Below are 18,424 nucleotides of genomic sequence, written 5' to 3'. Positions count from 1 at the left end.
GCCTCTCATCGAATCAGGTTGTTCCCTATGACACCGTACGTCAGTCTGCGCCATTTGCGCGCCTTTATCACCGTCGCCGAGCTGGGCAGCGTCACCCGGGCGGCGGAAGCCTTGTTCCGGGCGCAGTCGGCAATCACGCGCTCGATTCATGAATTGGAAACGGTTATCGGTGAATCCTTGTTCGAACGCAAATCCAGCGGCATGCTGCTGACCGTGTTTGGCACGACCTTGCTGTTTCGCGCCAAACGCGCAGCGCAGGAATTCGAGCTGGCGCGCGATGAGATCGCCAGCAAGATCCGGATTTCCAATGGCCCGATCAAAGCCTCGATCTTTTCCATGTTGTTCAATGAACGGCGTTTGCAGACCTTCGTCAAGCTGGCCGAATCGCATCACATGCCGACCGTTGCCAATGCGCTGGGGATCACGCAACCGGCCGTCAGCGCCTCGATCTCGGATCTGGAATCGAGCATGGGTACCGCCTTGTTTCAACGCACGCCGAAGGGCATGCTGTTGACTGAAGCGGGTAGTCTGCTGCTGTTCCGCGCCAAGCGGGCGCTGGCCGAACTGCGTCATGTGGAAGCCGATATTTCGGCGCTCAAGGGCACGACGCAGGGTCGGGTGGTGGTCGGCGCGCTGCCGCTGAGCCGCACCGCCATCTTGCCGCGCGCGATTGCGGCGGTCATCGCCGCCCATCCGCATTTGCGCATCTCCACCATCGAAGGCCCGTTCGATCATCTGGCCGCAGGTTTGCGCGCCGGCGACATCGATTTCATTCTGGGTGCCTTGCGGCCGCCCGAATACGCCAGTGATCTGCGCGGCGAAGCACTGCTCGATGACAGCATGTCGGTGATTGCCCGGCGCGGTCATCCGCTGACATTGCAACGGCGGGTAACCATAGAAGATCTGGGACGGGCGCAATGGATTCTGTCGATCAAGGGCACGCCGGCGCGTGACCTGTTTGAATCTTCGATGACCCGCAACAATTTGCCGGCGCCGACCGGGGTGGTGGAAACCAGCGACCTGGCGATCTTGCGCGGGTTGTTGCTGCACAGCGATATGGTGACGGCGCTGTCGGCGCAGCAGCTGGAATATGAAATCCTGTCAGGCGCACTGGAAATTGTCGATTTCGACTTGCCGCAAACCTCGCGCACCATCGGCATCACGCAGCGCGAAGAAAGCTTTCCGGCACCGGGCGCGGTGGTGTTGATGAATGCAATTCGCAGCGTGACGGCGCAGATGCAGCGCACGCCGCTGAAGTAATCTCAGGCGGCCCAGTCCAGCAGGGCCTGACTGACGGCGTCGCTTTGTTCCATGGTCGACATGTGGCCGCAGGCGGGAATCACCAGCAAGTTGCTGCCCTTTACCAACTCTGCCATGCGTGCATGCCGTTCCGGCGGACTCCAGCCATCGTCGGCGCCGCACAGAATCAGGGTCGGGCAGGTAATCGTGGCCAGCACCGGGGTGGCGTCCGGCCGCCCCAGCAAGGCGCGGGTCTGGCCGGCATAAATCTGCGGTGACATGCGGCCCACCATTTGCAGCATTTCCTGTACCAGTTGTGGCTGATGCCGATGCGCCGGCGCCAGCATCGGCAAGGCCCAGGTGGCGGCAATCGCATCAATGCCTTGTTCCTGTGCCTGATTCACCAGCACCGCCCGCTTTTGCGGTTCACCGGCAACCGCCGCTTCATAACCGGTATCGAGCAAGGCCAGCCGGCTGATGCGTGGCGCGGCCTGACGATACACTTCGAGTGCCACCCGTCCTCCCATCGAATGGCCGGCCAGCAAAAATTCTGCCGGCGCATCGCGCAATACTTTTGCCGCCATGGCGCTGATCGAATCCTCATCCTGAAAACTGACAATGTGCACCTCGCAATCACCGCGCTGGCGCAGTGCCTCGGCTTGCCGGCGCCATACGATGTCGTCACACAACAGGCCGCACAGCAGATAAATGGTTTTCATCGGAATCACGCTTTCAGTAAATGACAGGGCCGGGCTGCCCGGCGACAGGGGCGTTGCAAGTGCAGTGAAATGTAGCGAAAGGGTGCCGGCGTGTCCACCCCGTGGCAGCGTTGCAATCAGTCAGTTGCACATCGTGGAGGAAGATTGTCGGCGCGCCGGATGAGCAGGATTTGTTTTTAGTTGATTGATTTTAAAAGGGATTTAATTTTCTCTGTCCCGGATTCCTAAAGGCATTGCCAGTCTTGAAGGAAAAATCGATAAACAAATTCGATGGCACTCAAAGGCTAAATGTATACAGCGAGATGGGTGCCGTGCCGATAATGCAGACACAAGAAAAGGCAGGTGACAGCAAATTTTTTGCCGTCAGCCCCGGCCGGAAAATTCATACAACAGGAGACCAACAATGTTGCATCGATTTATCAAGCTTTCCCTGGCATCTGCCAGCGCCATGCTGTTTGCTGCCAGCGCCAATGTGCAGGCCGATGAAATCCGCATCGGCGTGATTGCCGCCTTCAGCGGTCCTTACAGCAACTGGGGCAAACAGATTCAGGATGCGACCGAACTGTATGTGGCGCAGCATAACGGCCGCGCCGGCGAACACACGATCAAGCTGATTTACCGTGATGTCGGCGGCAACAATCCGGCACGTGCGCGTCAGTTGGCCGAAGAACTGGTGGTGCGCGAGAAGGTGCAATATGTCAGCGGTCTGGAATTTACGCCGACCGCGCTGGCGATAGCCGATGTGGCTACCCAGTCCAAGGTGCCGTTCATCATCATCAACGCCGGCACCTCCGGCATTCTGGCCCGCTCGCCGTATATGCTGCGCGCCGGCTATACCCAATGGATGGTGGCGACGCCGCTGGCCAAGTGGACGGCCGAACAGGGCGGCAAGCGGGTGGTGCTGGCCGTGGCTGATTATGCGCCGGGCGCAGATGCGCTGACCTCGTTCAAGAAGTCGTTCAATGAAGAGAAGGGCGAGATTGTCGGCGAACTGAAGATTCCGTTGAACACCTCCGATTTTTCCACGTACATGCAAAAGATCAAGGAAGCGGCGCCGGACTATGTCTACATGTTCACCCCGGTCGGTCCGTTGTCGGTGGCGTTCATCAAGGCCTTTGTTGATCGCGGTCTGGACAAGTCCGGCATCAAACTGCTGGCGACTGCCGAAACCGAAGAAAGCGAATTGCCGTCCTATGGCGATGCCGCCGCCGGCATCGTGACCGCGTTGCACTATTCGCCGGCCGGCACGACGCCTGCCAATCAAGCCTTCGTCAGCGCCTTCCGCAAAAAGTATGGCAATGACAAGACCCCGAATGTGGCATCGATTGCCGCTTATGATGCGATGAAGATGATTTATGAAATGATTCGCGCCACCAACGGCAAGCAGGATGGCGACAAGGCCATGGCGGCCATCAAGGGTTATGCCTGGGAAAGTCCGCGCGGTCCGGTGTCGGTCGATCCGCAAACGCGCGAGCTGATCCAGAACATTTATATCCGGCGGATTGAAAAAGTCGACGGCGTGTACATGAACAAGCCGTTCAAGACTTATCCGGCGATTCGCGACCCGGGCGTCAAGATTCAGTAATTGCCGGTTCGATTGTTCGTGCTCCCGGGATGGCACCGATGGCACCGTCCCGTTTTGTGAAAAGGAATTCCCATGTTGCAGAAAGCCGCCCCCGCCAAGCCGAAGATGGCCAATCACACGACGCCGCTGATCATGAATTGCTGGTACGTGGCAGCGCGGGCCGGCGAGGTCACGCGCACGTTGCTGGAACGCACCTTGCTCGGCAAAACCGTGGTGCTGTATCGCAAACTCGACGGCACGCCAGTGATCATGCAAAACCGTTGTGCGCATCGTTCTTTCCCGTTGTCCAAGGGACGCTTGGAAGGTGATCAGGTGGTGTGCGGCTATCACGGCATGGCCTACAACCCGGAAGGGCAATGCGTAGCGATGCCGTCGCTGGCCAATGCGCCGACGCATGCCCGCATCGCTTCTTATCCGACGGTGGAACGCGGGCCGCTGATCTGGGTCTGGATGGGCGAAGCCGACAAGGCTGATCCAGCCTTGATTCCTGACACCGCATGGCTGGAGTCGGCTGACTGGACGACCGTCACCGGCTACTTTCACATGAAATCGAATTACGTCGCGATGCATGAGAACTTGCTTGATCAGACCCATTTCGCGATTCTGCATGCCGACACCGTGGGGACGCCGGAATATGCCCGTTCCAGTCTGGAAATTTTCAATGAAGGCGATGTGGTGCGCATTCAGCGCGCTTTGCACGATTCACCACCGCCGCCGATTTATGGCATTCCGATGAAGCTGACCGGGCGTCAGGTTGATCGCTTTTCCGACAGCCGCTTTGCTTCACCAGCCGGACATATTGCCTTTGCCAAAATTGTCGATCTGGCCGCGCCCGATCCGGCACAGGCAGAATACCGGGTCAATATCACGCATTTGTTTACGCCGGAATTTCAAGGCACTATTCATTATTGGTGGTTCAATAGCCGCGACTTCGGACTGGACGACGCCGCCGCCAGCGCCTATCTGACGGAAACCTCGCTCAAGGCCTATCAGGAAGATGTGGACGCCCTGACCTGGATTCAGGAAGAAGTGGAGAAGGGCGACGGCGCGCCGGATGAATTGAGTTTCGGTCCCGACCGGCCCGGTCTGGCGATGCGCAAGATCATGTTGCGTCTGGCCATGGCGGAGCAGCCGGAACAACCGCAGGCTGCCGCGGCCGGGCCGGCAGCGGTGGCGATCAAGATGTATTGAGCACGGTGTGGCCCGAATGCCGCATCACTCCAACGTATTACCCGTTCATGCAGTGGCAACAGAAGGATAGAGATGGCAAGAATTATTGGTGGTATCGGTACCTCGCACGTGCCGACGATAGGATTGGCGTATGACAAGAAGCGCCAGAACGATCCGGCTTGGGCGCCGCTGTTCGAGGGCTACCTGCCGGTGGCCGAGTGGCTGCGCGAGCAGGCGCCGGATGTGCTGGTGATGTTCTATAACGATCACGCCAACAGCTTTTTCTTCGATTGTTACCCAACCTTTGCGCTGGGCGTGTCGCCCAGTTTCGAGATGGCCGATGAAGGTGCCGGCAAACGGCCATTACCGGATATCAAGGGACATCCGGAACTGGCGGCACATATGGCCGAAAGTCTGATCAATGATGAGTTCGACATGACGCTGTTTCAGGAGCGGGCGCTGGATCATGGCTGCAATTCACCGTTGTCGCTGATGTGGCCGCATGAGCCTGAATGGCCGGGCGCCATCGTGCCGATTGAAATCAATGTCTTGCAATACCCGCTGCCGACCGCCGCCCGTTGCTACAAACTGGGGCAGGCGGTGCGGCGCGCGATCGAATCGTTCCCGCAGGATTTGAAGGTGGCAGTGGTCGGTACCGGCGGTTTGTCGCATCAGATTCATGGCGAACGCACCGGCTTCAATAATCCCGACTGGGATGACGAATTCCTGCGGCGCATGGTCGACGATCCGCTCAGCCTGACCAGGATGCGGCATGCCGATTTTGTCCGCCTGGGCGGCGCCGAGAGTGTCGAAGTCATCATGTGGCTGGCGATGCGTGGCGCGCTCGATGACAAGATCAAATGCATTCATCAAAACGTCTATCTGGCCACCACCACCGCGATGGCGGTGGCAATCTATGAAAAGGATGAGGCATGAATCCGCAATTGCAAGGAATCGAGGATATCGAAGGGACCTATGTGTTCGATGTCCGTCAGAGCGTAAAGGCGTTGCGACTGAATCGTTTTTTCTGGCGCCATCGCGAACCACTGTTCCGCGAACTGGTGACGCGTGACTTGGCGGCGGCTTGCGATGAATTGCAGTTGACGCCGGAAGAACGTGCGCTGGTGCAGAATCAGGACTGGCTCGGCCTGATCAGGTATGGCGTCAGTTTTTTCGTGCTGGAAAAATTCGCGCGCGTGGTCAAGATGTCCAACCTCAGTGTTTATGCCGCCATGCGCGGCGAGACGCTGGAAGCATTTCTCAAGACCCGGCGCGTGCCGGCGTCCGCTTAGTCTGCGCTGAAGATGTGAACCCCGCCCGCAACCGGCGGCGGGGACACATCTGCATTACGCGTTACCCCTGGTTCGTTCATTTGTCATGCCCGTCAGCGCCGCTGCGGGCAGGACCGCGCACGTCTGAACGCGCGCAGCGGCACCCGTCAATCGCTTATCGCAAACGCAGCCAATAAATAAATTAGATGGCAGCGTATGGAAACGCGAACGTGCACCGGCGGGCGCTGCCCTAGAATAAATCGCAATGTCATCAAGCGTTTGAAATTGCTTGCAACAGCCTTTTATGAATGACGGAATCAACAGGATAACTATGGAAAATACCCAAAAACCATCGATGCTGGTGGTCAGCGCTCACGCTGCCGACTTTGTCTGGCGCGCGGCCGGCTCGGTTGCCTTGTATGCCGAACGCGGTTATCGCGTCAAGGTCGTGTGCCTGTCGTACGGCGAGCGCGGCGAATCGGCCAAGATGTGGAAGCAGCCGGCGATGACGCTCGACAAGGTCAAGGCGGCGCGCCGTGAAGAAGCCGAAAAAGCGGCCCGCATTCTCGGCGCCGAAATAGAATTTTTCGATATCAGCGATTACCCGATGCGGGTCAGCGACGAAGTCTTGTACAAGCTGGTAGATGTGTTCCGCGAATTGCGACCCGAATTCGTGTTGAGCCATTCCCTGCACGATCCCTACAACTTCGATCATCCGCTGGCGACACACGTGACGCAGGAAGCACGCATCATCGCCCAGGCCCATGGTCACAACCCGGAGCAGGCCGTGATCGGTGCACCGCCGGTATTTTTGTTCGAGCCGCATCAACCCGAGCAATGCAACTGGAAGCCGGATGTCTTGCTGGATATCAGTTCGGTGTGGGAAAAGAAAAAAGCCGCATTCGAAACCATGAATGCGCAAGAACATCTGTGGGAGTACTACACCCGTGTCGCCTTGCAGCGCGGGGTGCAGGCCTCGCGCAATTCGTCGCGCAGCATCCGCTACGGGGAAGCCTATCAGCGTGTATTTCCGCAAGTCAGCGGAGAGTTTTCATGACCCGCACGGTAGCGGTAAGAAACATTGCGCGTGCCGATCACGCCGTGGTCGCCCGTCTGGCCGAGTATGGCGTGGCGACGGTGCACGAAGCGCAAGGGCGCAGCGGCTTGTTGCATCAGCGCCTGCGACCGGTGATTGCCGATTGCGCGATAGCCGGCTCGGCGGTGACCGTCAGTGTCGCTCCCGGCGATAACTGGATGCTGCACGTGGCGGTCGAGTTGTGTCAGCCGGGCGATCTGCTGATCGTCAGTCCGACTTCGCATTGCGAAGACGGTTACTTCGGTGATCTGCTGGCGACATCTTTGCAGGCGCGCGGCGTGGTCGGACTGGTGATCGATGCCGGCGTGCGCGATGTGCGCAGCTTGCGGCAAATGAAGTTTCCGGTGTGGTCGCGCGCAGTGTTCGCGCAGGGTACGGTCAAGGCTACCGTGGGCGCGGTCAATGTGCCGCTGGTGTGCGGCGAGCAACTGATCAACCCCGGCGATGCGGTGGTAGCCGATGATGATGGCGTGGCGGTGGTGGCGCGTGAACAGGTGGCGACGGTGCTTGCGGCCTGTGCCGCCCGCGCTGCCAACGAAGAACAGAAGCGCTTGCGGCTGGCCGCCGGCGAACTCGGTCTGGATATCTACGACATGCGCGCCCGGCTGGCCGCTGCCGGATTGACCTACCTGTAAGGAACAGGCATGACGACAGCTTCTCAACGCGGCATTGCCTGTGCCTTCATGCGCGGCGGGACCTCGCGCGGACCGTTCTTTCTGGCGCACGATCTGCCGGCGGATCGCGCCACGCGTGATGCGGTATTGCTGGCCGTGATGGGCTCCCCCGATCCGCGCCAGATCGATGGTCTGGGCGGCACCGATACGCTGACCAGCAAAGTCGCCATCGTCTCGAAGTCAGTCTTGCCCGGCGTCGATGTCGATTTCCTGTTTGCGCAAGTGGCAGTCGATAAACCGCTGGTCGATGTCTCGCCCAATTGCGGCAACATGCTGGCGGGGGTCGGCCCGTTTGCGATTGAGCGCGGTCTGGTAGCTGTCAGCGGCGCCCAAACCAGTGTGGTGATTCACATGGTCAACAGCGGCAACATCGCCACCGCAACGGTGCAGACGCCGGGCGGCGTGGTGGCGTATGACGGCCATGCCGAAATTTCCGGGGTGCCGGGCACGTCAGCGCCGATCAGCATTGCCTTTCGCGATACCGCCGGCTCTGCCTGCGGTACCTTGCTGCCGACCGGCAATACCCGGGATGTATTCAACGGTATCGACGCCACCTGCATCGACAACGGCATGCCGGTAGTGGTCATGCTGGCCAGCGCCTTCGGCAAGAGCGGACAGGAAACGCCGCAAGAGCTGGATGCCGATCCGGCGTTCAAGCAAAAACTGGAAGCGGTGCGGCTGCTGGCCGGCGCAAAAATGGGCCTGGGCGATGTGCGCGACAAGGTGGTGCCGAAAATGACCTTGATTGCACCGGCCCGGGATGGCGGTCACATTGCTACCCGGACCTTCATTCCGCATCGCTGTCACAGTGCCATCGGCGTATTGGGCGCGGTCAGCGTCGCCAGCGCCTGCCTGTTGCCGGGTTCGGTGGCGGCGCAGATGGTCGACATGCCGCATGGCGATACAGTCGAATTGTCGGTGGAACACCCGAGCGGTGAATTCACGGTGGCATTGCAGATGCACATGCAGGATGGCCGCATGCAGTTTCTCAGTTCCGGTTTGCTGCGCACGGCGCGCATGCTGATGGATGGCACCGTGTACGTACCGCACAAGGTGTGGCCATGAACTAGTCATCTTCATCGTGGTTGCAGGCATGTTCAATTCATTCCAATAAAGAGACACTTCATGCTTTCTCGTTTTGCAATTTCCCTTGCGTCGGTGCTGTTCGACGGCCTGGCATTCGGCATGGTGCTGTTCCTGATATCCATCGGCATGTCGATCACCATGGGTGTCATGCGCGTGGTCAATCTGGCGCATTGCAGCTTCGCCATGGTCGGCGGTTATCTGACCTTCATGCTGGTGACGCAGTGGCAGGTGCCATTCTTTGCCGCCGTGCCATTGGCGGTGATCGGCACCATGCTGCTCGGCGCGGTGCTGGAAAGAACCGTGTATTCGTGGATCTACACGCAGAGCGAACTGGGGCAGGTCTTGATGACCATCGGCCTGACCTTCGTCATGATCGCCACCGCCAATGCCATGTTCGGCTCCACCATTCAGGATATTCCGGTGCCGGCCTCGTTACGCGGCACCATGCACATCGGTGCCATCGGCTTGCCGGTCTATCGCTTGTTCCTGATTGCCGTCAGTTGTTGTTGTGCGGCGCTGATCTGGTATGCGCTGGAGCGCACGCAAGTGGGTGCCAGGCTGCGCGCGGCAGTGGACAACGCCAGGATGGCGGGGTGCATCGGCATGAACGTGAAGGCATTCTTTGCCGTCACCTTCGCCATCGGTTGCGGCTTCGCCGGTCTCGGCGGCGCGCTCGGCGCCGACATGTTTCCGCTGGAACCGTTTTATGCGCTCAACTATCTGGTGCTGGTGCTGATCGTGGTTTCGGTCGGCGGCCTCGGCAGTATCAAGGGCACGCTGATTGCCGCCTTGACGCTGGGCATGATCGATACGCTGGGCCGCTACTTCCTGCCGGCCGCCGGTGGTCTGGTAATTTATCTGGCAACGCTGGCCTTGTTGCTGTTGCGCCCTCAGGGACTCTACGGAAGACAAACTTCATGAAACCGATACGCGAAAAACTGTTGCCTGCCGCCGCCTTGCCGTTTTACCGCATCCGGCCGGCCGATGCGTTGCCGTGGGTGATTGCGCTGGCGGCATTCTTCTTGTTCGACACCTATATGTCGATTGGCGCGCAAATCCTGATCATGGTGATTTTCGGCATCTCGCTCGATCTGGCCCTGGGCTTTGCCGGCATCAATACCCTCGGGCATGCCGCGTTCTTTGGCGTCGGCGCTTACGCTGCCGGTTATTACTCATTGCACATCTCACCCGAGCCCTTGAGCGGATTGCTGGTGGCAGCGGTGATAGCCGGTGTCATCGGTCTGATATCCGGCTGGATGCTGTTGCGTACCAATGGTCTGGCGTTGCTGATGCTGACCATGGTGACCACCGTGGTCTTGCATGAAGTGGCCAATACCTGGCGCGATGTGACCGGTGGCGCGGACGGTTTGTCTGGCATGGATACGGCACCGTTGCTGGGATTGTTTTCATTCGATTTGTATGGAAAGACCGCTTACCTTTATGCGCTGGCGGTGTTGTTCCTGATGTTCATCGTGGTGCGTATCGTTGCCAACTCACCATTCGGTTTGTCGATTCGGGGCATCCGCGAAAATCCGCGGCGCATGTTGCTGGTCGGTACGCCGGTGCATGCGCGGCTGATTCTGGCCTATACCATTTCGGCCGCGATTGCCGGTGTGGCCGGCGCGCTCAGTGCGCAGATCACCAAGACCGTCAGTCTTGATCTGCTGACCTTTCAACTGTCGGGCAACATTCTGATCATGCTGATCATCGGTGGCGTCGGCCGGCTGTATGGCGCCTTCATCGGGATTCCGCTGTACATGCTGTTGCTGGACCGGGCGGCCGCAATCGATCCGTTTCACTGGATGTTCTTTGTCGGCATCGCCCTGATCTTGATGGTGCGTTTCGCCCCCGGTGGTTTATTGATGCTGGGTGCCGGCATCTGGTCGCGCTGCACCGGCGCCAAGGTGGAGCAAAGCAAATGATGCAAACAACGCAGACGACACAACAGACACCAGCCTATGTACTGGAAACCCACAATCTGTGCAAACGCTACGGCGCAATCGAAGTGACCCGGGATATCGATTTCAAAATCGCGCGCGGTGCCCGCCATGCCTTGATCGGTCCCAACGGTGCCGGCAAGACCACCTTCGTCAATCTGGTGACTGGCGTGACGGCGCCGACTTCCGGCACGATTTTTCTGGATGGCAAAGAAGTCACGCAGACCACGCCGCAGCATCGGGTGGCGGCGGGACTGGCCCGGACTTTTCAGATCAATACCTTGTTCACCGAACTGACGGTGGCCGAGAACGTGGCGATTCCGATTGCCCAGCGTCTCGGCCTCGGCTGGAAGGTGTGGGGCAAGACCGGCAAGCATGCGGCGCTGGTCGAGCAAGCGGCATTGTTGCTGGATCAACTCGGATTGCTGGCGCTGGCGGCAAGACCGGTGAATCAACTGGCTTACGGTCAGCGCCGCATGGTTGAAATCGCGATTGCACTGGCGCTCAAGCCGCAAGTGTTGTTGCTGGACGAGCCGGCGGCCGGCATTCCGAACGGTGAAAGCGGCATCATTCTGGATTTGCTGGAACGCTTGCCGGAACACATTTCCATTTTGTTCATCGAGCACGATATGAATCTGGTATTTCGTTTCGCCAAAAAAATTACGGTACTGGTGGAGGGCGGCATCCTGACCGAAGGGACGCCGGCCGAGATCCGCGCCGACGACCGTGTCCGCAACGTTTATCTGGGGCGACGTCATGCTTGATCTGCTCAGCGTAAACAATCTGACGGCCGGTTATCGCGATGCCGTGGTGATCGACGATCTGTCGCTCGACATCGCGCGCGGTGAAGCGGTCAGTCTGCTGGGACGCAACGGCGTTGGTAAAAGTACCTTGCTGGCGAGCCTGATGGGATTGACCACGGTCAGCAAGGGCAGCATTGCCTTCGGCGGCAAGGACATCGGCAACCTGCCGAGCTATCAGCGCAATCGCAAGGGGCTCGGTTATGTGCCGCAAGAGCGCGAAATCTTTCCGTCGCTGACGGTCGAGCAGAATCTGCGTGTCGCGGCGCGTCCCGGCGAATGGGATATTGCGCGCATCTACGCCTTGTTCCCGCGCTTGCAGGAACGGCGCGGCAACTACGGCAATCAATTGTCCGGCGGCGAGCAGCAGATGCTGTCGATGGCGCGCGCATTGGTGGGCAATCCGGCCTTGCTGTTGCTGGATGAGCCGCTGGAAGGCTTGTCGCCGATCATGATGGATATCTTGCTGGACGCCGTCAAACAACTCAAGCAAACCGGACTGACCCTGATTCTGGTCGAGCAGCATGCACATCTGGCGCTGGAAGTGACGGACCGGGTCGTGGTGTTGGATCGTGGCCGCATCATCCATCAGGGCCGCAGCGATGTGTTGTTGCAGGATGAAGCGCAAATGCATTGCCTGCTCGGACTGGCGCAAAGCGAAGCCGCCGGTGACGGATCGCCACCGCATCTGCAACTGGTCAGTTGAGTGCAGCGATGACGACCGACATCATTCGCACCTGTGAACAACTGATTTATCGCTACGCCTATTTGAATGACGAACGCGATTTCGATGCGCTGATTCAATTGTTCACCGACGACGCGGTGCTGTACCGGCCATCCGCGCCCGACACTCCATTGCAGGGACATGCCGCAATACTGGCATCGTTCCGCAGTCGCGCGCCGGATATCCGCACATTCCATAGTTGCAGCGACGTCATGGTCAGCGTTGAACATGCGCAACTGGCACATGCGCGCTCCAGAATACTGCTGCTGTCGGCAAGCCGTTCCGCGCCGTCGGCCACCGCGATTGCCGCGCCGGACAAGCCGCCGATGCCGGGGACGTTTCGCGACCGATTTCAACTGACTGTCGACGGCTGGAAATTTTCACAGCGTCGCGGTTGCTTCTGGATCTGACGCTCTTGCTGTGTTCACCAGTCGCCGGCGCGGCATAAACAAATTAGATCGCGCTCGCGGCAATCAGCAATTATCAGCGCAGGTCCGCTCGCTAGAATGACTCACGCTTTGTCATGCACATCGACCCTGCCAACCGGGCTGATGCATGTGATCTGCGCAACTCAAAAATCAATACGATAAAAACTCTGGAGGAGACCCGTCAATGAATAAATTCGCTTATGCCGCCATCGCCACGTCGGCAGCATTGTTGTCGCACACGGCGCTGGCGCAGTCGCAGGTTGTGGTTTACGGTTTGATCGATACCGGTATCGAGTACGTGACCAATGCCAACGCAGCCGGCAATTCGGTGATCAAGATGCCGTCGCTGACCGGCTCATTCCCATCGCGCATCGGCTTCAAGGGCACCGAAGATCTGGGCGGCGGACTGCAAGCGATGTTTGTGCTGGAAGCCGGACTGGCCGTCGATACTGGTGCCATGGGGCAGGGCAACCGGCTGTTCGGCCGGCAGTCGTATGTCGGTCTGAAAAATGCCGGCAACAGTGTCATGCTCGGTCGCCAGGTCAACATGACGTATCTGTCGACCTTCAAGTCCGACGTGATGGGGCCGAACATTCACAGCATCGGTAATCTGGACGCCTATCTGCCGAACGCCCGCAGCGATAATTCGATTGGTTACCTCGGCACGTTTTCTGATGTCACGGTGGGCGCTACCTACAGCTTCGGTCGCGATGCGTCGGCCGCCGGTGGTCCGGCCGCCACCAATTGCGCCGGCGAAGTGGCCGGCGACAGCAAGGCGTGCCGCCAGATGACGGCATTGCTGGGATATGACAACAAGGCCTTTGGCGTCAACCTCGCGTACGACACCATGAATGGCAATACCAACGCTACCGGCGGTTTGAATAACAGCAGCTACACCGACCGCCGCATCGGCGTGCATGGTTACTTCATGGTGGGCGATACCCGCATCGGGCTGGGCGTACTGGATCGCAAGACCCAGACCGCTGTCAATAGCGATTCCGATTTGTATTACCTGGGAGTGAGCTATCCGTTCCTGACCGCGTGGGTCCTGGATGCGCAGGTGTCGCGTCTGAAATTCAATGGCACGTCGAATGTCTCGACGCTGTCGGTGGCGCGGCTGACCTATAACCTGTCCAGGCGGACTGCCTTGTACACCTCGGTCGGTTACATCAAGAACGGCGGCAACGCAGCGATTGCGGTGGATGCCGGCGGTACGGTCGGGGTTGGCATGAACCAGCTCGGTATCATGACCGGTGTCCGTCACACGTTCTGATCGCCGTTCAGCAGCGTGTGTTTATCGTGTGCAGCAAGGGTGTTGCACACGATGTATCACCAAGTCAGTTCACGCGTTCCATTAGCAACGCCACCAGATAGGAAACCACGCCGGCCGTCACGGCCCATACCAGCACGCGATGTTGCGGGAAATAGCGGGTGATCAGTGGCAGCAGAAAAAAGAGAATGACGGCAATCAAAATGCTGGAGATGACTTTTTTCATGAGTGGTCTTTTGTTGTGGTCGTTTTCATGGGGCTGATTGGTGCCGGCGTTAGTGTAGCGCCGGATGTGTCCGCGCGGTATGCCGGATGAAAAAAACGGCGCGGACAAACATTGCCGGCCAGTTTATTGCAACTGATATGCCTGGCTGGCTTCCGACCAGCGCCATGTCTGGCGCCATTTTCCGTTACGCTCGCGCAATTGCAGATCGTGGTAGCCGGCCGTCGTGCCCGGCAAGACATTGAGCGTATTGCTGCCGTCGGTCAGGTCGTGACTGCGGGTGCCATCTTTATGCCAGTCACCGGCAATCATCTTGTTGAACATCATCGGTTGTGCGAACACCACGCGCAATGCCTTGCCATCGATATGGAACAGGTACAGCGCCTCGAATGAGGCACCGCCGCCGGCATATCCTTCCGACCAGCCGGCACGCACGCCGAACGCGGTATCGCCGTTGCGCAACTGGTAGCGCGCAAAGTCAAACCGCTGCCAGCTTTGCGGCCGGCTCAGCGGCGGCGTTTTGCTATCGTCCAGTTCCATGGCTTGCGGCATATCGATATTGGTGTGGCCCCAATCGGTGCCGGCGGTCACTGCCGCTTCCGTGCGCGCCACCAGTTGCACGCTGCCGTCGGCCGCGCGGTCGAATACGCCGAACCAGATTTCGTTGCCGCTGCTGTCGTTTTCGCCATCGCATTGCGACGACGGATAACGCAACGCGCGCTGTGCCTGTTCTGCCGATGCCGCCAGACAGGCCACTGCGACGTAGCCCCCGGGGCGTTGCGGCCAGGCTTTGGCACCGGTCAGTACCACCCGTTTGCGGTCGATACCCGGTGTCAGTTGCGACAACAGCAGCTCGCGGCTGAACCCGGCCGGTAGTTGCGTGCCGAAGCCATCCGGGATCGGCGCCGAACCCATTTGCTGATCGAACGAGGCGCGCGCATCGGCATTCTTGATGGCGCCACGCGCTTTGTCCAGCGAGGGGACGGTGGTTTGCGCCGTGGCGGGGGCAAGCAACATGCCGGATGAGAGCAGGCACGCGGCAGCGGTTGGCAGAACATGGCGGAAGCGAGGATTCATCAGTGACAAGGAGGGTGGGTTGGCCGGATGGCGATGGCGCTTATTCTACTATCCCGGAAAACGGACAGCCGTGCTTTCGCTCGGGCAATCTTGATTTCAACACGGAAACAGATCGTGAGCGGCAGCCTGATGACCAGCGCTGCCGGTTACAATTTAATTATGGAAAAACTAATAATCTGAATCCCGTTGACTATACTTGTCTGATCAGATGTCGCATCGTTACAGCAGGATGTCGCATTGGTACAGAAACACCGGGAGCGAAAAATGAAAAACGAAACCAGCGTAGCCATGGCTTCGGTCGCCGCGTTTGTTGCGGGGTGTGCGGGAGTCGGCTTCGGCCAGAAGCTGGCCATCAGTCAGGAAGTGGTCAATCAGCATGTGCCGGCGCTGCACGCGCTGTATTTGCAGGACCGCTGGCGCATGCAGGTACTCAACGGACGTTCATCGCGCACGATGTTGAATTTCAAAAGTGCGCGCAATATTTTTCAAGATACAGCGTGGCCCTGAGCCGGGTCCGGAAACAACAACGGCAGACCTTGCGGCCTGCCGTTGCTGATGACGGATGCGTAATCATGCCGGCCTGTTGAATTGCCGGCCGGCATGGCGTTGCATCAGACCTGCGCTGCTTTCAATGCTGCATTGAACGTGGCGCTCGGGCGCATGATGGCGCTGACTTTTTCCGGCACTGCCAGGAAGTAGCCGCCGATATCCACCGGATTGCCTTGCACGGCCTTGAGTTCGGCCGTGATCTTGGCTTCGTTCTCGGTCAGGCTCTTGGCCAGTGGTGCGAAGTGCGCTTGCAACTGTGCATCTTCAGTTTGTTCGGCCAGAGCCTGCGCCCAGTACATGGCCAGATAGAACTGGCTGCCGCGGTTGTCGAGTTCACCGGTGCGTGGCGATGGCGACTTGTTGTTGTCGAGCAGTTTGCCGGTGGCATCGTCGAGTGTCTTGGCCAGAACCTTGGCCTTGTTGTTGCCGGTTTTGATGCCGACATCTTCCAGCGACACTGCCAGTGCCAGGAACTCGCCCAGCGAATCCCAGCGCAAGTGATTCTCTTCCACCAGTTGCTTGACATGCTTTGGCGCCGAACCGCCGGCACCGGTTTCAAACATGCCGCCACCGGCCATCAGCGGCACGATCGACAGCATCTTGGCGCTGGTGCCCAGTTCCATGATCGGGAACAGGTCAGTCAGGTAGTCGCGCAGGATGTTGCCGGTGACCGAGATGGTGTCCTTGCCGCGGATCACGCGTTCCAGCGTGTAACGCATGGCGCGCACTTGCGACATGATCTGGATGTCGAGACCGGTCAGGTCATAGTCCTTCAGGTAAGTACGTACTTTCTTGATCAGCTCGGCTTCATGCGGACGGTACTCGTCCAGCCAGAAGACTGCCGGCATGCCGGACAGGCGGGCGCGGTTGACGGCCAGCTTGACCCAGTCACGGATCGGTTCATCCTTGACCTGGCACATGCGCCAGATGTCGCCTTGCTCGACGGTTTGTTCCAGCAACACATTGCCGTTGAAATCGGTGATGCGGGCCACGCCGTCTTCGGCGATTTCGAATGTCTTGTCATGTGAACCGTATTCTTCCGCCTTTTGCGCCATCAGGCCGACGTTCGGTACTGTGCCCATGGTGGTCGGATCGAATGCGCCGTTGGTTTTGCAGAAGTTGATCACTTCCTGGTAGATACGGGCAAAGGTGCTTTCCGGGATCACGGCCTTGGTGTCTTTCGGACGGCCATCGGCGCCCCACATCTTGCCGCCCAGACGAATCATGGCCGGCATCGATGCATCGACGATCACATCGTTCGGTGCGTGCAGATTGGAAATGCCCTTGGCCGAATCGACCATGGCCAGTTCCGGACGGTGTTCATGACAGGCGTGCAGGTCTTTGATGACTTCGTCACGCTTGGATTCCGGCAGGGTCGCGATCTTTTCGTAGACGCTGCTCAAACCGTTGTTGGCATTGACGCCGAGTTCTTCGAACAGTTTGCCGTGCTTGGCGAATGCATCTTTATAGAAAATCTTGACGGCATGGCCGAACACGATCGGGTGCGATACCTTCATCATCGTGGCCTTGACGTGCAGCGACAGCATGACGCCGGTTTCGCGCGCATCTTCCATCTGTTCTTCATAGAACTTGCACAGCGCGTTCTTGCTCATGAACATGCTGTCGATGATTTCGCCGTCCAGCAGCGATACCTTGTTCTTGAGCACGATGGTCTGACCGCTCTTGGTCACCAGTTCCATCTTGACGTCGCAGCCCTTGGCCAGCGTGATGCTCTTTTCGCCGGCGTAGAAATCGCCGCCGTGCATGTGCGACACGTGGGTGCGCGAAGCCGGGCTCCACTTCGACATCGAGTGCGGGTGCTTGCGCGCAAAACGCTTGATCGAAGCAGGTGCGCGGCGGTCCGAGTTGCCTTCACGCAGAACCGGATTGACGGCGCTGCCGAGTGCGGTCGAATAACGCTTCAGGATCGCTTTTTCTTCGTCGGTCTTCGGATCTTCAGGGAAATCGGGAATCTTGTAACCGCGTGCCTGCAGTTCGCGGATGGCGGCAATCAGTTGCGGCACCGAAGCGCTGATGTTCGGCAGCTTGATGATGTTGGTGTCAGGTTCTTGCGTCAGCTTGCCCAGTGTTGCCAGATTGTCAGGCACCTTCTGGTCATCGCTCAGGTATTCGGGGAATGCAGCCAGAATCCGTGCCGCCACCGAAATATCGCTCTCGACGACATTGATGTCGGCCGGTGCGGTAAAGGTGCGGATGATGGGCAGGAAAGAATAAGTCGCCAGCAGCGGCGCCTCGTCGGTAAGCGTGTAGATAATGGTGGATTTACCTGTGGTCACGATGTTGTTCCTTGCTGTTGGTATATTGATATGTTGATGTGTGCTTGCTGTGCGGGTTCTATTGTATCGGGGCTAGTTAATGGCGAACAGAATTAGCCGGGAAATTGTCATCGGGGAGCGCGCCATGGCGGTCCGGGAACGCAATTTCTCTCAGGGGAAGAAGTTTATTCGGATTTGCACTTGTGTGCTCGACAAAAAATCAGCCGCTAGTTTACTCCGAAGCCGGGACTTTTGCCTTTTTGCTGTGTTTTCGACGATTTTTGCCGGCGATGGTGCGAA

19 protein-coding genes are annotated in these 18,424 nt (G+C 58.8%); 15 read left to right on the top strand and 4 right to left on the bottom strand.

Annotated elements, in window-relative coordinates:
• Window positions 1–27: 27 nt before the first annotated feature.
• Window positions 28–1,260: a LysR family transcriptional regulator gene (locus tag AKL27_RS03750; RefSeq protein WP_050461438.1), complete on the top strand. Its 1,233-nt coding sequence runs from the start codon at window positions 28–30 to the stop codon at window positions 1,258–1,260.
• Between the two features lie 2 nt (window positions 1,261–1,262).
• Here AKL27_RS03750 and AKL27_RS03745 read toward each other — a convergent pair whose 3' ends face one another.
• On the bottom strand, window positions 1,263–1,958 hold the full coding sequence (locus AKL27_RS03745; RefSeq protein WP_050461437.1) for an alpha/beta fold hydrolase: 696 nt from the start codon (window positions 1,956–1,958) through the stop codon (window positions 1,263–1,265).
• A gap of 403 nt (window positions 1,959–2,361) precedes the next feature.
• Between AKL27_RS03745 and AKL27_RS03740 the strand changes: the two genes are divergently transcribed.
• From AKL27_RS03740 to AKL27_RS03680, 13 genes are all read left to right on the top strand, one after another.
• A complete protein-coding gene (locus tag AKL27_RS03740) occupies window positions 2,362–3,543 on the top strand; it encodes an ABC transporter substrate-binding protein (protein ID WP_050461436.1) in 1,182 nt (393 codons plus the stop codon).
• A gap of 72 nt (window positions 3,544–3,615) precedes the next feature.
• On the top strand, window positions 3,616–4,734 hold the full coding sequence (locus AKL27_RS03735) for an aromatic ring-hydroxylating dioxygenase subunit alpha (protein ID WP_050461435.1): 1,119 nt from the start codon (window positions 3,616–3,618) through the stop codon (window positions 4,732–4,734).
• Window positions 4,735–4,806: 72 nt separating this feature from the next.
• A complete protein-coding gene (locus tag AKL27_RS03730; RefSeq protein WP_050461434.1) occupies window positions 4,807–5,649 on the top strand; it encodes a gallate dioxygenase in 843 nt (280 codons plus the stop codon).
• A complete protein-coding gene (locus AKL27_RS03725; RefSeq protein WP_050461433.1) occupies window positions 5,646–6,005 on the top strand; it encodes a protocatechuate 3,4-dioxygenase in 360 nt (119 codons plus the stop codon). Before AKL27_RS03730 ends, AKL27_RS03725 begins: the two co-directional genes overlap by 4 nt.
• Before the next feature lie 310 nt (window positions 6,006–6,315).
• Window positions 6,316–7,041 (top strand): PIG-L deacetylase family protein, encoded by a 726-nt coding sequence (locus AKL27_RS03720; protein WP_050461432.1) that lies wholly within the window; start codon window positions 6,316–6,318, stop codon window positions 7,039–7,041.
• Window positions 7,038–7,715 carry a 4-carboxy-4-hydroxy-2-oxoadipate aldolase/oxaloacetate decarboxylase gene (locus AKL27_RS03715; protein WP_050461431.1) on the top strand — a complete coding sequence of 226 codons (678 nt, stop codon included), beginning with the start codon at window positions 7,038–7,040 and terminating at the stop codon, window positions 7,713–7,715. The genes AKL27_RS03720 and AKL27_RS03715 overlap by 4 nt, the downstream gene beginning before the upstream one ends.
• A gap of 9 nt (window positions 7,716–7,724) precedes the next feature.
• On the top strand, window positions 7,725–8,819 hold the full coding sequence (locus tag AKL27_RS03710) for a 4-oxalomesaconate tautomerase (protein WP_050461430.1): 1,095 nt from the start codon (window positions 7,725–7,727) through the stop codon (window positions 8,817–8,819).
• A 60-nt stretch (window positions 8,820–8,879) separates the two neighbouring features.
• A complete protein-coding gene (locus AKL27_RS03705) occupies window positions 8,880–9,761 on the top strand; it encodes a branched-chain amino acid ABC transporter permease (protein WP_050461429.1) in 882 nt (293 codons plus the stop codon).
• Window positions 9,758–10,762, top strand: coding sequence for a branched-chain amino acid ABC transporter permease (locus AKL27_RS03700; RefSeq protein ID WP_050461428.1), 1,005 nt, complete (start codon window positions 9,758–9,760; stop codon window positions 10,760–10,762). The genes AKL27_RS03705 and AKL27_RS03700 overlap by 4 nt, the downstream gene beginning before the upstream one ends.
• Entirely contained in the window at window positions 10,762–11,541 is a 780-nt protein-coding gene (locus AKL27_RS03695; protein WP_198155880.1) for an ABC transporter ATP-binding protein, read from the top strand. Before AKL27_RS03700 ends, AKL27_RS03695 begins: the two co-directional genes overlap by 1 nt.
• Window positions 11,534–12,283: an ABC transporter ATP-binding protein gene (locus AKL27_RS03690; protein ID WP_050461426.1), complete on the top strand. Its 750-nt coding sequence runs from the start codon at window positions 11,534–11,536 to the stop codon at window positions 12,281–12,283. The genes AKL27_RS03695 and AKL27_RS03690 overlap by 8 nt, the downstream gene beginning before the upstream one ends.
• 8 nt (window positions 12,284–12,291) lie before the next feature.
• Window positions 12,292–12,711 (top strand): nuclear transport factor 2 family protein, encoded by a 420-nt coding sequence (locus AKL27_RS03685; RefSeq protein WP_050461425.1) that lies wholly within the window; start codon window positions 12,292–12,294, stop codon window positions 12,709–12,711.
• A gap of 202 nt (window positions 12,712–12,913) precedes the next feature.
• Entirely contained in the window at window positions 12,914–14,002 is a 1,089-nt protein-coding gene (locus AKL27_RS03680; RefSeq protein ID WP_050461424.1) for a porin, read from the top strand.
• Window positions 14,003–14,066: 64 nt separating this feature from the next.
• Here the strand turns inward: AKL27_RS03680 and AKL27_RS28095 are convergent, their stop codons facing one another.
• Both AKL27_RS28095 and AKL27_RS03675 read right to left on the bottom strand, forming a co-directional pair.
• A complete protein-coding gene (locus tag AKL27_RS28095) occupies window positions 14,067–14,225 on the bottom strand; it encodes a hypothetical protein (RefSeq protein WP_198155875.1) in 159 nt (52 codons plus the stop codon).
• A gap of 123 nt (window positions 14,226–14,348) precedes the next feature.
• Window positions 14,349–15,239 carry a hypothetical protein gene (locus AKL27_RS03675; protein WP_157056781.1) on the bottom strand — a complete coding sequence of 297 codons (891 nt, stop codon included), beginning with the start codon at window positions 15,237–15,239 and terminating at the stop codon, window positions 14,349–14,351.
• 324 nt (window positions 15,240–15,563) lie between these two features.
• On the opposite strand from AKL27_RS03675, the gene AKL27_RS03670 reads away from it, so the two are divergent.
• A complete protein-coding gene (locus tag AKL27_RS03670) occupies window positions 15,564–15,806 on the top strand; it encodes a hypothetical protein (protein WP_050461422.1) in 243 nt (80 codons plus the stop codon).
• A gap of 104 nt (window positions 15,807–15,910) precedes the next feature.
• Here the strand turns inward: AKL27_RS03670 and AKL27_RS03665 are convergent, their stop codons facing one another.
• On the bottom strand, window positions 15,911–18,145 hold the full coding sequence (locus AKL27_RS03665) for an NADP-dependent isocitrate dehydrogenase (protein WP_050461421.1): 2,235 nt from the start codon (window positions 18,143–18,145) through the stop codon (window positions 15,911–15,913).
• Between the last annotated feature and the right edge of the window lie 279 nt (window positions 18,146–18,424).

It is taken from the genome of Herbaspirillum autotrophicum, from assembly GCF_001189915.1.
Taxonomy (GTDB): Bacteria; Pseudomonadota; Gammaproteobacteria; order Burkholderiales; family Burkholderiaceae_D; genus Herbaspirillum; species Herbaspirillum autotrophicum.
Note: the sequence above shows the minus strand (reverse complement) of the source record. Positions and strands in the feature narration are given on the sequence as shown.